Origin of the sequence: Novosphingobium mississippiense (assembly GCF_044029535.1) — a bacterium.
Lineage (GTDB): Bacteria > Pseudomonadota > Alphaproteobacteria > Sphingomonadales > Sphingomonadaceae > Novosphingobium.
In genome coordinates, this window is record NZ_CP147001.1 from 846671 (window position 1) to 859587 (window position 12917).

At 63.1% G+C, this 12917-nt stretch carries 15 protein-coding genes; 11 read left to right on the top strand and 4 right to left on the bottom strand.

The window, feature by feature from the left end:
• Window positions 1–8 precede the first annotated feature (8 nt).
• From WBP06_RS03985 to WBP06_RS04025, 9 genes are all read left to right on the top strand, one after another.
• The gene (locus tag WBP06_RS03985) at window positions 9–506 is read left to right on the top strand and encodes a c-type cytochrome (RefSeq protein ID WP_395332069.1); all 498 of its coding nucleotides are present in this window, start codon (window positions 9–11) and stop codon (window positions 504–506) included.
• The gene (locus WBP06_RS03990; RefSeq protein ID WP_395332071.1) at window positions 493–1560 is read left to right on the top strand and encodes a hypothetical protein; all 1068 of its coding nucleotides are present in this window, start codon (window positions 493–495) and stop codon (window positions 1558–1560) included. The genes WBP06_RS03985 and WBP06_RS03990 overlap by 14 nt, the downstream gene beginning before the upstream one ends.
• 7 nt (window positions 1561–1567) lie before the next feature.
• Complete coding sequence (locus WBP06_RS03995; RefSeq protein ID WP_395332073.1) at window positions 1568–1975, top strand: hypothetical protein; 408 nt, start codon at window positions 1568–1570, stop codon at window positions 1973–1975.
• Window positions 1972–2775 carry an SCO family protein gene (locus WBP06_RS04000; protein ID WP_395332075.1) on the top strand — a complete coding sequence of 268 codons (804 nt, stop codon included), beginning with the start codon at window positions 1972–1974 and terminating at the stop codon, window positions 2773–2775. Before WBP06_RS03995 ends, WBP06_RS04000 begins: the two co-directional genes overlap by 4 nt.
• Window positions 2772–3725 (top strand): cytochrome c oxidase subunit II, encoded by a 954-nt coding sequence (gene coxB, locus WBP06_RS04005; protein WP_395332077.1) that lies wholly within the window; start codon window positions 2772–2774, stop codon window positions 3723–3725. The genes WBP06_RS04000 and coxB overlap by 4 nt, the downstream gene beginning before the upstream one ends.
• Window positions 3722–5410 (top strand): cbb3-type cytochrome c oxidase subunit I, encoded by a 1689-nt coding sequence (locus WBP06_RS04010; RefSeq protein ID WP_395332079.1) that lies wholly within the window; start codon window positions 3722–3724, stop codon window positions 5408–5410. The genes coxB and WBP06_RS04010 overlap by 4 nt, the downstream gene beginning before the upstream one ends.
• Window positions 5403–6038 (top strand): cytochrome c oxidase subunit 3, encoded by a 636-nt coding sequence (locus WBP06_RS04015; protein WP_395332081.1) that lies wholly within the window; start codon window positions 5403–5405, stop codon window positions 6036–6038. Before WBP06_RS04010 ends, WBP06_RS04015 begins: the two co-directional genes overlap by 8 nt.
• Window positions 6039–6040: 2 nt before the next feature.
• Entirely contained in the window at window positions 6041–6304 is a 264-nt protein-coding gene (locus tag WBP06_RS04020; protein ID WP_395332083.1) for a cytochrome C oxidase subunit IV family protein, read from the top strand.
• 111 nt (window positions 6305–6415) lie between these two features.
• Entirely contained in the window at window positions 6416–6622 is a 207-nt protein-coding gene (locus tag WBP06_RS04025; RefSeq protein WP_395332085.1) for a hypothetical protein, read from the top strand.
• Between the two features lie 175 nt (window positions 6623–6797).
• Here the strand turns inward: WBP06_RS04025 and WBP06_RS04030 are convergent, their stop codons facing one another.
• The 3 genes from WBP06_RS04030 to WBP06_RS04040 all read right to left on the bottom strand — a co-directional run bounded on the left by WBP06_RS04030 (window position 6798) and on the right by WBP06_RS04040 (window position 9303).
• Window positions 6798–6953 carry a hypothetical protein gene (locus tag WBP06_RS04030; protein WP_395332087.1) on the bottom strand — a complete coding sequence of 52 codons (156 nt, stop codon included), beginning with the start codon at window positions 6951–6953 and terminating at the stop codon, window positions 6798–6800.
• Window positions 6954–7693: 740 nt separating this feature from the next.
• On the bottom strand, window positions 7694–8677 hold the full coding sequence (locus tag WBP06_RS04035) for a hypothetical protein (RefSeq protein ID WP_395332089.1): 984 nt from the start codon (window positions 8675–8677) through the stop codon (window positions 7694–7696).
• A gap of 149 nt (window positions 8678–8826) precedes the next feature.
• A complete protein-coding gene (locus tag WBP06_RS04040; RefSeq protein WP_395332091.1) occupies window positions 8827–9303 on the bottom strand; it encodes a DUF4126 domain-containing protein in 477 nt (158 codons plus the stop codon).
• 16 nt (window positions 9304–9319) lie between these two features.
• Between WBP06_RS04040 and WBP06_RS04045 the strand changes: the two genes are divergently transcribed.
• Window positions 9320–9505 (top strand): hypothetical protein, encoded by a 186-nt coding sequence (locus WBP06_RS04045; protein ID WP_395332093.1) that lies wholly within the window; start codon window positions 9320–9322, stop codon window positions 9503–9505.
• A 102-nt stretch (window positions 9506–9607) separates the two neighbouring features.
• A complete protein-coding gene (locus WBP06_RS04050) occupies window positions 9608–10168 on the top strand; it encodes an opacity protein (RefSeq protein WP_395332095.1) in 561 nt (186 codons plus the stop codon).
• A gap of 555 nt (window positions 10169–10723) precedes the next feature.
• On the opposite strand, the gene WBP06_RS04055 is transcribed toward WBP06_RS04050, so the two are convergent.
• A complete protein-coding gene (locus WBP06_RS04055; RefSeq protein ID WP_395332097.1) occupies window positions 10724–12886 on the bottom strand; it encodes a catalase in 2163 nt (720 codons plus the stop codon).
• Between the last annotated feature and the right edge of the window lie 31 nt (window positions 12887–12917).

Genomic DNA, 12917 nt, shown 5'->3' on the forward strand with positions numbered 1-12917 from the left:
GGCGCCTGATGCCTCTTGCCCTTGTGCTGCTGGCTGCTTGCGGGAAAAACATGGTGCAGCAAGCGCGATACGATTCGTACGAGCCTGCGGGCCTGTTCGGCAACGGCATGGCAATGCAGCGCGCGCCTGAAGGCACCCTCTCGCGCGAGGATGCCGCCCGAATGGCAAGTGAGCAGCGCCCGGCGATGAACCGCGCGCTTGTAGAGCGCGGGCGCGAGCGTTTCGCGATCTTCTGCGTGCCCTGCCACGGCCGCGATGGGTCCGGTGATGGGATCGTGCCGGCGCGCGGCTTTCCCCGGCCGCCGGATTTCCATGAGAAACGCTTGGTTGAGGCAGCTGACGGTCACTTCTATGCTGTCATGACCCAGGGCTATGGCGTCATGTATTCCTTCGCAGACCGCGTGCCGCCGCGCGATCGCTGGGCCATTGCCGCCTATATTCGCGCGCTGCAGGCCACCGGCCAAAAGCCGGGCAGCGAGGAGGAGAGCGTCCATGCGGCTCCCTGAAACGCTGCGTGCCTTCGGATTGCCGGGCCTTGGCATCGTCGGCGTGCTGGGGGCGATCGCCTGCATTGTCGAAGCGCCTAGGGCCGGGTTGACCGGCTGGCTGGCGGCGGCCGTCCTGCTTCAGGGCATTCCGGTGGGCGGGCTGATCCTGCTGGCGATGATGCCGCTGGTGAAAGGGCAGTGGGAGGGGCAACTGCGCGACAGTTGCGAGGCCGCGATCGGGCTGTGGACGCTGGCGATCGTGGCCTTCGTGCCCGTGCTGCTGGGGATCGGCGCGATCTACGACTGGATGAGCGTGACGCCGGCAACGGCATTCCAGCGCTTCTGGCTCAGCCCGGTGCCGTTTGTCTTGCGTACCGTCCTGTGGTTCGGCGCGCTGGGCGTCATTGCCCGCGCGCTCGTCGGAGGCCGGGCTTCGCAGGGGATCTGTGCGCTCGCGCTGATCGTGCTGGTGCTGGGAGGATCGCTGATGGCGGTCGACTGGCTGATGTCGCTGGACGTCGATTTCCATTCGTCCGGCTTCGGGCTGCAAGTCCTCGCGCTGGAAACCTGCACTGCCTACGCGACGATCCTGCTCGTGCGGCTTGTGAGCCGGCCCGAACCCGGCGCTCAGAGGTTTGGAGCTTCGTCCACCGCCCCGGCAATGCTCGGCGCGCTCCTGCTCGTGTTCCTGCTGCTCTGGCTCTATTTCCAGTTCATGCCCTACCTCATCACCTGGTCGGGCAACCTGCCGGAGGGTGCCCGCTGGTACGCGATGCGGTCGACCGGGCAATGGCCCTGGCTGCTGGCTCTGGCGGGTGCCTTTGGCGGGATACCGCTGCTGGCGCTGCTTTTTACCCAGGTTCGCAAATCGCCGCGTGCGCTGGCGCTGGCGTGCATCTCCGTGCTGGCCGGCAAGGCGATCGAATTCGCGTGGCTGGCGATCCCTGGGCGCGGCCCCGTGGCCGGGCTGTCCTTCGTGTTCTCGACCCTTGCCCTGGGCGCCTTTTCCCTGTCCTACCTGGCGCCAGCAACCGCGCGGTGGCCGCAGCGGCGCCGTCGTGGTCGGGCATGATCGCGCCATGATTCGCGACCTCCATCCGCACACGCGCCCGCAGCGCACGCGCGATCCCAAGGACGTCAGCAGCCAGGCACGCGAACTGGGCTACGAGCCGAGCGACTGGCCGGTGGGGCTGATATTCCGGAGTGCACCGGCATTGGCGCTGCTACTGGGTGTGGCACTTGGCGCAGGCTGGCTGGCAATCTCCATGCTCAAGCCCGACCGGCCAGCGGCCGGCGCGCAAGGGACGGTGGCTGAAACCCCGCCGCCGCCCCGGCTTCAACCGCATCCGGCACGCGATCTGGCGCGCAACTTCGAGGGGCAAGACCGCAACCTCAGGCAAGCTCCCGTGTCTGTCGAACGGGCGATGGATCAAGTCGCGGCGCAGGGCTGGCGAGAGGATCGGCCCGCGAAGAGAGAGGGCCGGTGACGCGCGCGCTCATCGTTTTTCTGATGGCGATGATCATCGCATTGCCGGCATCGGCGGCCGCGCCGTTCGATCCTTTCGGCATCGCCCGTATCGACGGAAATTCGGGAGCCATAGTTCCGCTGGACGGCATCCTGCGGGATCAGGATGGTCGGATCACAAGCCTACGCCGGCTTGGACACGGCTTGCCGCTCATAGTGGTGCCGGTGCTTCATGACTGCCCGAACATCTGCGGCATCACTCTGGCGGGCGTGGTCGATGCCGCGCGGCAGCAGCGGCATTTCGTGGCGGGGCGCGACTTTGCGATCGTCGCCTTCGGCATCGACCCGTCCGAGACGGCCGACGCCGCACGCGCCGATCTGGCGCGGCTCGAAAGCCAGACGGTACAAGCGCACTCCCTCCCGGTGCCGATTGCGGCCACGACCGGCGGGCAGGGGCCCGTCCATGCGGTGACCGATGCACTGGGTTATCATTATGCCTTCGATCCGCGCATCGGCCAGTACGCCCACGCGGCGGCCAGCGCCGTGCTGACCCCGGACGGCCGTCTGGTGGGCTGGCTCTACGGGCTTTCGCCCGATGCCGCCGCGCTGGACAAGGCGTTGAGCGACGCACGAGCAGGCCGCACCGGGGGGCTGGCCCGGCAGTTGATCCTGCTCTGCTATCATTACGACCCCGTGGCCGGCACTTATTCGCTGGCGATCGAGCGGCTGATCCGCTGGGCGGGCGTCGCCACCGTGCTGGGTATCGTGGCGCTGATCCTGTGGCTCGGGCGCAAGCCGGGCGGGGGAGAGCGCAGGGCATGAGTTCCCCGATCCTGCTGTGGCCAGCCGCCGCATCGGCCTATGCCGGCCAGGTGGACCTGTTGATCGCCTGCTTCGGCGCGCTCGTGGCTCTCCTTTCGGCGCCGGTCTTCATCCTCATGGCCATCTGGGCAGCGCGCTATCGCAAGGGGCGGCGTGCAGACCGTACCCCGGGGAAAGATCGCAATGTCTGGCTGGAGGTCAGCTGGTCGGTGATCCCGTTCCTGCTCATCATGGGCTTTTTCTTCTGGTCGACCGCGATGTTCCTCGATGCGCGGACGCCGCCCGGCGATGCACTGGTGATCAACGTGGTTGCCAAGCAGTGGATGTGGAAGTTCCAGCACGCGAGCGGCGCGCGTGAGATCAACGAGGTGCACGTACCGGCCGGGCGCCCGGTGCGCCTGGCGATGACGTCGCAGGACGTGATTCACAGCCTCTATGTTCCGGCATTGCGCATCAAGCAGGACGCGCTGCCCGAACGCTATACCGAGCTCTGGTTCAATGCCGATCGACCGGGCACTTATCCGCTGCGCTGTGCCGAATATTGCGGCACCGATCACAGCGTGATGGTTGGCCGCGTGATTGTGCAGCGGGAGGAGGACTATGCCCGCTGGCTTGCAAGGGCCGGCACCGACGGCGGGCTGGCGGGAAGGGGGGAGGTATTGTTCCACCGTCTCGGCTGCTCAAGCTGCCACAGTGCCCGCTCCACGGCGCGTGCGCCCGGTCTGGCGGGGATCTACGGGCGAACCGTGACGCTGGCCGATGGGCATGGCGTTCGCGCGGACGATCAGTATCTGCGCGATGCCATCATGCTGCCCAACAAGGATGTGGTCGCCGGCTACCGTCCGATCATGCCGCCCTTTGGCCATGTCCTCGACGAGGAGCAGGTGGTCGAACTCGTGGCCTACCTCAAGTCGTACCGCAGTGCTCAGCAGGGGGAGCAGGGCTCATGAACGCGCGCACCTCGCAGGATGCCATTCCCGACACTGCCGAGGAGCGGGCCAGCTACCTCAACGCGGGCCATGGACTGCGATCCTGGTTGCTGACCACCGATCACAAGCGGATCGCCTTGCTCTATCTGGTCTCGGTCACTTTCTTCTTCGCTGTGGGCGGCAGCGCCGCCTCGCTGATACGGTTGGACCTGCTGACGCCCGAGGCCGACCTCCTGACCAACGACGGCTACAACCGCGCGTTTTCCCTTCACGGCATCGTCATGGTCTGGTTCTTCCTGATCCCTTCGATCCCCAATGTCTTCGGCAATTTCCTGATCCCGCTCATGATCGGTGCGCGCGATCTTGCCTTTCCCCGGCTCAACCTGGCCTCATGGTATATCTACATGGCCGGCGGCCTCATCACGCTCGGCATCGTCGTGATGGGCGGAGTGGATACCGGCTGGACATTCTACACGCCGTTCAGCTCCACCTATTCGAACGGCTATGTGCTGGGGGCGCTGGCCGCGGTCTTCGTCTCGGGGTTTTCCTCGATCCTCACCGGCCTCAATTTCATCGTCACCGTGCACAAGCTGCGCGCGCCGGGCATGACATGGGGGCGGCTGCCGCTTTTCGTGTGGTCGCACTATGCGACTTCGGTGATCTTCGTGCTGGCGACGCCGGTGCTCTCGATCACGCTGGTGCTGGTCGCTCTGGAGCGGATCTTCGGAGTGGGAATTTTCGATCCCCGATTGGGCGGGGATCCGTTGTTGTTCCAGCACCTTTTCTGGTTCTACAGCCATCCGGCGGTCTACATCATGGTCCTGCCCGCCATGGGCGTGGTCACCGAACTCATCACCGCCGCGGCGCACAAGCGCGTGTTCGGTTACTGGTTCATCGCCGGCTCGTCGATCGCGATTGCGGTCATCGGCTTCATGGTCTGGGGCCACCACATGTTCGTCTCGGGACAAAGCCCTTATGCGAGCACGATCTTCTCGTTCCTCTCGGTGATCGTGGCGGTCCCTTCCGCGATCAAGGTCTACAACTGGGCGGCAACGCTCCACAAGGGCGAGATCCTGCTGGATGGTCCGTTCCTGTTCGCGATGGGCTTCATCGGGTTGTTCGTGGTCGGAGGCCTCACCGGCCTGATGCTGGCGATGCTGGCGATCGACGTCCATGTGCACGACACGATGTTCGTGGTGGCCCATTTCCACTACATCATGGTCGGCGGCACGGTCAGCGCCTTCTTCGGGGCGCTGCACTACTGGTGGCCCAAGATCACCGGCCGCCTTTCCAACGACACTTGGGCGCGCGTGAGTGCGCTTGCCATCTTTATAGGGTTCAATCTTACCTTCTTTCCGCAGTTCCTGCTCGGTTACGAAGGGATGCCGCGCCGCTATCATGTCTATCCGCCGGAATTCCAGGTACTGCAGGTCATGTCCTCGATCGGCGCGTCGATCCTGGCGGTGGGGTATCTCCTGCCCCTGGTCTACCTGTCCTGGTCGCTGCGCTACGGGAAGCCGGCCGGGCCCAATCCCTGGGGCGCGACGGGGCTGGAATGGTCGGTCTCCTCGCCGCCGCCAAAATACAACTTCGATGAGATTCCCTGGGTCGACACCGTCCCCTATTGCTATCCGGTCACCCCGGACGAGCCGGTACCCGAAGGCGGAGACCGCACGCACGAGGAGGAGAAGGCGGAACATGGCTGATCCCTCGCTCTCCCAATGCCGGCACGAACCGTTCGCCACCTTGGCCCGGCAGCGTGAGGCCGACAGGCTCGGAATGCTTCTGTTCCTTGCCAGCGAACTCATGCTGTTCGGCGGCGTCTTCGCTGCTGCCTTGCTGATCCGCATGACCCACGCACAGGACTATGCGGCCGCTTCGGCCGCGATGCATTTCTGGCTTGGCGGGATCAACACCGCGCTGTTGCTGACGTCGAGCCTGCTGGTGGCTCTTGCCGTTTCGCTTTGCCGCGAAGGCCGGGCCCGTGCGGCGGGCTGGGCACTGGCGGGTGCCATCGCGCTGGGGCTTGCATTCCTGGCCGTCAAAGGCTTCGAATATGGTCTGGAATGGCGGGATGGGATGGTACCCGTCCTCCGGCCAAAGGGGCTGGAGGGCAGCGTGCAGACGTTGTTCATGACGCTCTATTTCACCGCGACCGGCCTTCATGCCGTCCATGTGACCATAGGGTTGGTACTGCTTGCTGCGATGATCAGGCCTTTCAGCAGCGCGCGCCGCGATCCGGCTGCGACCACGCTTGGCAACGTCGCGCTCTATTGGCACTTCGTCGACGTGGTCTGGATATTCCTATACCCCACGCTTTATCTGGCGCGCTGACGATGGCTGACCTGCCTCGTCTCATCCTGGTTTGGCTAGCGCTTCTGGCGATGCTGGCACTGACGATCGGGGCCAGCCTGCTGCCGCTCGGCCCGATCCTGCCGCTTGTCAGCTACGGGTGGGCGGCGGCCAAGACCGCGCTGGTCTTCTGGTTTTTCATGGAGATGCGCCGCGAACCGCAGCTTGCGCGGCTGGCGGCTCTCGCGGGATTTGCCTGGCTTGTACTGCTTTTCGCTTTTGTCGCCGCCGACGTGGCGACGCGTTGATCGCGCCCCGCGAATAAATCTTCGAAACTTGGCGCTCTCGGCAACTCCAAGGCGCCCTGGTGTGTTGGTCATACGCGGGCTTGGCTCGCGAGCTTGGCAAGGAGCGCACAAATGGATGGCGACAGAGACAGTGCGCATCCCCGCACTCCAGCTCCCCACGAAGGCGGCACGCCGCGATTTCTTCCGCTGATGGTGATAGCCATCCTGGTGATGTTCGTTGTGGCTGGGCTGATCGTATTTGCCCTGCGTCACGAATGGGCAGCGCCGGGGTCCGATAAACCCGCTCCGGCCTCGCAGGTCGCGCCAGCGGACAAGTGATCGACATTGGCGGGAGGGAAGGCGTTTGTCTCGGGCGTGCCGACGGACCCGATCGCTCCACAGCCACTGCCCGAGAAATTAGGTCAAGGGCGAGGTGGGCAGCGATCGAGGATCAGGAGCTTCGATGGTGAAACTTCATTTCAGACCAACTCTCAAAATGGCATCGGCCGTGCGGCTAGGCTTGGGTCTTCGCCAGAGGTTCGGTCGTCGCGGTACGCGCGTGGGCATTGACCGAGGGCATCAGTTGGCAGAGCGGCGCGATCTCTCGCAGGGCGAGGGCATGCATAGCGCCTTCGCCCGCCATGCCGTCGATCGGGAAACGAAGACCCATACGTGGAATTCGGACAGCGACCCTTCCGCCGGTTTTATCGCCTGGCTGCTTTGGGGCGGCGATGCGGGCAGGGCTTGGGCCGAACGAAAGTTGCCGCGACTAGACAAGCTGGGGGGAGAGCGATGAGCTCTACTACTCACCGGGTACGTGCAGCCTTGCCAGTCATATCGCGCTTATTGACGTCGAGGGATAAAGGTCGACCTCAAGGCCAAGATCAGTGAGGACGGCGGCGATTTCGGCGTGATCAATCCCAAGGGCTACGTGCGTGTTCTTGGACTGGACGACGGGACCGTTTTTACCGAAACGTCGCGAACCTCAGCTATATTGCAGAGCAGGCGCGCGATCTCAGGCTCCCGGGTGAGATGGGCAAATCAAGGGTGCTGGAAGCGCTCGCATATATCTTGGTGGAGTTGCACAACGGCATCAGGCCGTTCGTCAGCCGAGCCTCCCAAGAAGACAAGGCGAGGGCACGAGAGGCCCTTGCCAAGCGATTTGCGCTCATCCCCGACGGTCTGGCAAGCACACTATCTCTTCGTGATGCTGCGGGGGTGGATCTGCCCCCCAATCTTCCGCCTGTCGAGAACGCTTTCCGGCCCGGGAAGGCATCCGCAAAGCCTTGGCCGATGAAGGGGCGGGTAAGCGGCGTGGAGCTTTGCTTTCGAACGACCTCTCGCAAGTCGGAGGTTGCCTCGCCCCTAAGACAGTCGTTTTCGGCACCGACGGCAAGCATATCGGAAAGGTTATTTCGCGCCGAGCAGCAGCGTCGTGTTGTGGGAACGCGCGGCTTCGCTGGGCAACCTGTCGGCAGCCAAGGCCTCGCACTGAATGACGCGATGAAGAGTCGCGGGAATTCCAAATTGTCGCTTGGCCAATCTGCCAGGAAATATCGCCATTGTATCGGGAGAAATCGGCAGGTCGATCCACTCGCCAGCGGCGTGAACTTGGGTGCGGATCGTTTCGCGTGAGCCGCAGATCGCGCTGAAATAACGACTGTCGTAGTGTGGCATCTCGATGAGTTGTTGGCCCTCTTCCAACCCGTTCACCGTACCGCGTTTCGCTAGACGCGAATTTATTCCCCTCAGCGGCGCCGAAATCAGCGGCATGGCACCGACCACGCCGAACAGGTCGGCAATGACTTTCGTGGAGAAAGGGCCAGCGGCACTTGCGCGCGCAACGTCCATCGCGAAACCGAGCTTGCCCCACCGGCCCAGGGAATTGCGAAACATCGCGGTTGTCGCATCGAGCGCGGCGGCATCGTGAAGGTACTTTATCCGTTGCACCGCCACGCGGTAATCCGGCGGCCTGACTGCGGGCATAGTCATGGCAATCAGGATGCGGGACGAAAGCAGCCAACAGTCCGCGACCAGATCGGCGGCGGGCGACAGGATTCTGCCGTCCTGGGTGAAGCCATCCGGACGGGTGGATAACCGGTCCCCATGTCGAATGATCTCAAACTTGCGGGCGATGTGGCCATGAAAATTGGTCTGGAAGTAGATCACATCACCGATGCTTTCAGTAATGCTGCCAGTTCCGTGATGGTTCTCCGCCATTGTACTCAGCGGGGTTTCCCATGGCATTCGCTCGGGAGTATCTCGCAGCAGTCGATTCCATAATTGTCCGACGATGCTGTTGCGTTTGATCAGCGCGGCGACGGCACCTCCGCAAAAGGCGTTGGCAAGCGTACCTGCTTCCAGTTGCTCAAGGGCGAGTTCGACGATGGCCAAACCGATCTCCTCGACAAGATGCGCGGCACTTTTGCGGGAGCGCAGCCGTCTGTCGCACAATCCCTCAATTCATCTACCATTTGCGCCGCGTCGTCGCGAATTGCGATGTCTGATGGCTCCCCACACGCTGGCCCGGACACGATCGACGGTTAAATCCGTGCGGTGAAGCGTGAGGGGAGTAAATCGGGGTTGGCTGTGACGATTCCGGTTCCTAAGACGATTGCGTCCTCGACAAGGCCGGTCTTCGTTTGTCCATAGCGTCGCATGGCGGCGCAGCGCAGGCGCCAGCCAATGTACGAAGAGATCAATGCCGTTCCTGCGGCGGCCATCGCGGCAGATACGCGCTCTCCGCGCGGGGCTAGGGCTGCGCCGGCATAGGCCGCAGTCACGGTGCGGACGGCGAGGCCTGCAGGTTCGATCCGATCCGGTGCCGATTTCATTTTGTCGCCAGCCATTTCGGCAGCGGTGAGCGCGGCTGCAGCGGAAGCGAAGAAAGGTCTTTTAAGCAGACCCTGGAGGGGGAGGACGGGGGGCACCGATCCACGCCTGGTAGCCACTGCAATCGCGGCGAGCGGAGCGATTCCGCGTTGTCCGGCAACGAGGCCGATGAGAAGGGAGCGGATCATAGGTGGCCGTCCTGTGGTGAGCGAGCATGATGAAATGCGCGAGGCGCCGAATCTGATCCCGCCGGTCGCCAATTATGCCTCTGAAAGTGCCGGCAGCAATGTCGGCAACTGTTCGGGAGCGGCACACGGGCGCACTTTATCCAGATGCTCGCTGTTGTTGTCTTTGCATGTGTGCTGCAACATCGTTGTGATGCAAAAATGACACTCATCTGACAAACTCGTTACCTATACTGAAACCTCGCCTTCGTTTTCAAGTTTAGAGGGATGAACACCGATAAAAAGGCTTCTTACTATGGCTCGCAAAATGAAGAACGGCTTCCTCGCTTTGGCGTTGATGGCATCTATCCCCACTGGTGCTTTCGCGCAGGAAGCGCAGGAAGCAACCGCGCCCGACGGAACCAAGGCTTTTGGCATCGAGCCCTACATCGGCGTCTTGGGCGGCTACCATGAATTTTCGCGAAACAGCGAGTTCGGTTCTCCGCGAGGCGGTCGAATGAATGGCGGCCTCGTCAGCGGCGTCGCTGGCGTCAATATTCCGCTCGGGCCCGCTTTCGTTGGTGTTGAAGGCAACGCCACCAAGGGTTTCGGAGATATCGACTGGGAATACGGGGTGAAGGGACGGGTCGGGGGACGGGCCGGTGAAAGCGGCCTCATTTATGCGTCGGCAGGTTACCAGTGGGTCAACGGCAGGCGCGCCTACGCAGACGAGAAGGACTGGATCTACGGTGTCGGCGTCGAGGTCGGACCGAAGGACATTGGTCTGGGGGGTGTGACTGGCAATAGCGGAATTCGCCTCCGCTTATCGGCGGAGACCTACGACTTCGACAGCATCCGTCCAATGGCAGGGATCATCGCTCACTTCTGATTTAGCGAAAGCGCGGCTGCTATGGCCCCGCCTTTGCTCTTCATGCCCGGCACGGCGTCGTATCCCACCGAGTGGACGACGTGCCGGGTTTGTCGTTTCATGTTTCACTAAGGCGCGACAACGGCCACTTGCCGAATGGAAATTTGTTGCCGCTGCCTTCATCTGTGGTCGTTTAGTAACGCTCAGCGCACGCCGTACCGCTTCCCTGAAGTCCGCTTTTGGGGCCACGCTGGTTTCGTATCGTGGGCTTTCGCCCGCCGTCCTGCCTGTTGCTTGGCGCCCCGGACAAAGTGGTTGGAGCATCGTCGCATGCGTGTCGCGCAAAATTGCAGGGGGCGGATCCGCACTAGGCCCAGCCTGTAATCACCGTGGAATGATCCGGTCGGCTTTGGTGTGAATAAGTTGGCGGCCGCGATGCTCTCGTTGCCAAGGATTGCAAGCGACGTTTGTGATCCGTGCTATTTGCTTCCTTGTGCCTCGGCCCGTGCTTTCGCCGCAACAGCCCGGCTCTGAAATCACGCGATTCCGTAAGCGGGATCGTCCACTCGGCTTCGCTCACGCCAGATCACGCACCTTGGGTTCGCGTGCCCAGTGCCGCTTCGTGCCGACCTTGGCGAAATCCTCCACGGGCACCACGCCTTCGTCCTTTTCCACCCCGGCCTTGTCCAGGATCACTTGCGTGCCGGGGCAGTGGGCGATGGTCTTGCAATGGCCGAATGCATCCATGAACCACTGGACCGCGGCACCTTGCGTCGCCAGCTTCTCCGCCGCTTCGGGCATCAGGATCGAAGCGACCGCGTCGAAAAGGATGGAGGGAGAGCCGGCAAGCTGACCGTCCGCCTCCAGCGTGCCGCCCTTCACGGCGATCCCGCCCACTTTCGGCGCGACCAGAAACGGCGTTCCGCCCGCGCCCTCGATCTCCTTGCGCAGCTTGTCGATCGCGGCCTTGTCCGACCCTTCGGCAAACAGGATGCCGATCTTTCGCCCGGTCAGCGTATCGACGGCCTTCTTCTGGATCGACAGGGCATCGGAAGGCGCCATCTTGACCGGCGCGCGGGCGGCCTTGGCCTTTTCGGGCATGTCGATCGCCAGCCCGGCGGCCACGCGCTTCGCCAATCCCTCATCGACATTCCGCAGGCGCGAGACGACCCGCTCGCGCACATGCTTCAGCGCCACTTTCGACAGTTCGAAGACGATGGCAGAGGCGATGTGCGCCTGTTCGCTGTCCGTCTGGGAGTGATAGAACAGCGCCGCCTGGCTGTAGTGATCAGCGAAAAGTTCCGCCCTGATCCGCAGCTTTTCCCCCGGATCGTTGCGTTCGGAATTTTCCGGGAAAGTGGTGAACCCCGTCTCCGGGCAGGCGCGCGGGCCGTTGCTCTCCCCGACTTCGGCAAGGCTGTTCGGCTCGTAGTTGGCGCGGCCGGTGGGCACCAGCGTCTGCATCAAGCCGTCGCGTTGGAAGTTGTGGAACGGACACTTGGGCGCATTGATCGGGATCTGGTGGAAGTTGGTGGTGCCAAGCCGAGACTTCTGCGTGTCCAGATAGGAGAACAGGCGGCCTTGCAGCAGCGGGTCGTTAGTGAAATCGATGCCGGGGATCACGTTGCTGGGCAGGAAGGCGACCTGCTCGGTTTCCGCGAAGAAATTGTCGACATTGCGATTGAGCGTCAGGCGGCCGACGATATCGAGCGGGATCTCTTCCTCCGGGATCAGCTTGGTTGCGTCCAGCACATCGTAGGGCTGCTTTGCCGCCCATGCCTCGTCGAAGACCTGCACGCCAAGATCCCAGGCAGGGAAGTCGCCGGCGGCAATCGCCTCGAACAGGTCGCGCCGGTGAAAGTCCGGATCCGCGCCGGCGATCTTCACCGCCTCGTCCCAGATCAGCGATTCCATGCCCAGCACCGGACGCCAGTGGAACTTGACGAACTTGCCCTCGCCCGCCTTGTTGACCAAGCGGAAGGTGTGGACGCCGAAGCCTTCCATCATCCGGAAGGAGCGCGGGATCGCCCGGTCGGACATGGCCCACATGATCATGTGCAGCGTTTCCGGCATCAGCGACACGAAATCCCAGAAGGTATCATGGGCAGAGGCCGCCTGCGGATAGCCGCGATCCGCCTCCATCTTCACGGAGTGAACCAGGTCCGGAAACTTCATCGCATCCTGGATGAAGAAGACCGGGATATTGTTGCCGACGAGATCCCAGTTGCCCGCCTCGGTATAGAACTTCACCGCAAAGCCCCGCACATCGCGCGGGGTATCCACCGATCCGGCGCCGCCCGCCACGGTGGAGAAACGGACGAAGGCGGGGCAGGTCTTGCCCGCTTCCTGGAAGATCGCCGCCTTCGTCAGTTCCGGTATCGCCTTCGTGCATTCGAACACGCCGTGCGCGCCCGAGCCCCGGGCATGGACGATGCGTTCGGGAATGCGTTCATGGTCGAAATGGAAGATCTTCTCGCGCAGAACGAAGTCTTCCAGCAGTGTTGGTCCGCGTTCACCCGCCTTCAAGCTGTTCTGATTATCGGCAATGCGATGGCCGAAATTGTCGGTCAGGAAAGCGTCCGGTGCGGCCGCGTTGCCCCCCACGTCCTGATGAAGTTCGCCACCGTTGCCGGGGTGGTCCTCGGCAACCGTCTTGCCGGCGCCGGGGCTGATTTCGCCCAGGGCGTTGTTGGTGGCCGGGCTGCGATCGTCTTGACGGGTTTCCTTGGGGGACGGCATCGGGAAGTCTCCTGGCAAGATAGCTAGCGCT

Coding starts and splice junctions, on each gene's coding strand:
- WBP06_RS04050 (WP_395332095.1), top strand. CDS start 9,608: ATGAAGAACGGCTTCCTCGCTTTGGCGTTGATGGCATCTATCCCCACT.
- coxB (WP_395332077.1), top strand. CDS start 2,772: ATGAGTTCCCCGATCCTGCTGTGGCCAGCCGCCGCATCGGCCTATGCC.
- WBP06_RS03990 (WP_395332071.1), top strand. CDS start 493: ATGCGGCTCCCTGAAACGCTGCGTGCCTTCGGATTGCCGGGCCTTGGC.
- WBP06_RS04030 (WP_395332087.1), bottom strand. CDS start 6,953: ATGGGTCTTCGTTTCCCGATCGACGGCATGGCGGGCGAAGGCGCTATG.
- WBP06_RS04025 (WP_395332085.1), top strand. CDS start 6,416: ATGGATGGCGACAGAGACAGTGCGCATCCCCGCACTCCAGCTCCCCAC.
- WBP06_RS04040 (WP_395332091.1), bottom strand. CDS start 9,303: ATGATCCGCTCCCTTCTCATCGGCCTCGTTGCCGGACAACGCGGAATC.
- WBP06_RS04015 (WP_395332081.1), top strand. CDS start 5,403: ATGGCTGATCCCTCGCTCTCCCAATGCCGGCACGAACCGTTCGCCACC.
- WBP06_RS04010 (WP_395332079.1), top strand. CDS start 3,722: ATGAACGCGCGCACCTCGCAGGATGCCATTCCCGACACTGCCGAGGAG.
- WBP06_RS04020 (WP_395332083.1), top strand. CDS start 6,041: ATGGCTGACCTGCCTCGTCTCATCCTGGTTTGGCTAGCGCTTCTGGCG.
- WBP06_RS03985 (WP_395332069.1), top strand. CDS start 9: ATGCCTCTTGCCCTTGTGCTGCTGGCTGCTTGCGGGAAAAACATGGTG.
- WBP06_RS03995 (WP_395332073.1), top strand. CDS start 1,568: ATGATTCGCGACCTCCATCCGCACACGCGCCCGCAGCGCACGCGCGAT.
- WBP06_RS04055 (WP_395332097.1), bottom strand. CDS start 12,886: ATGCCGTCCCCCAAGGAAACCCGTCAAGACGATCGCAGCCCGGCCACC.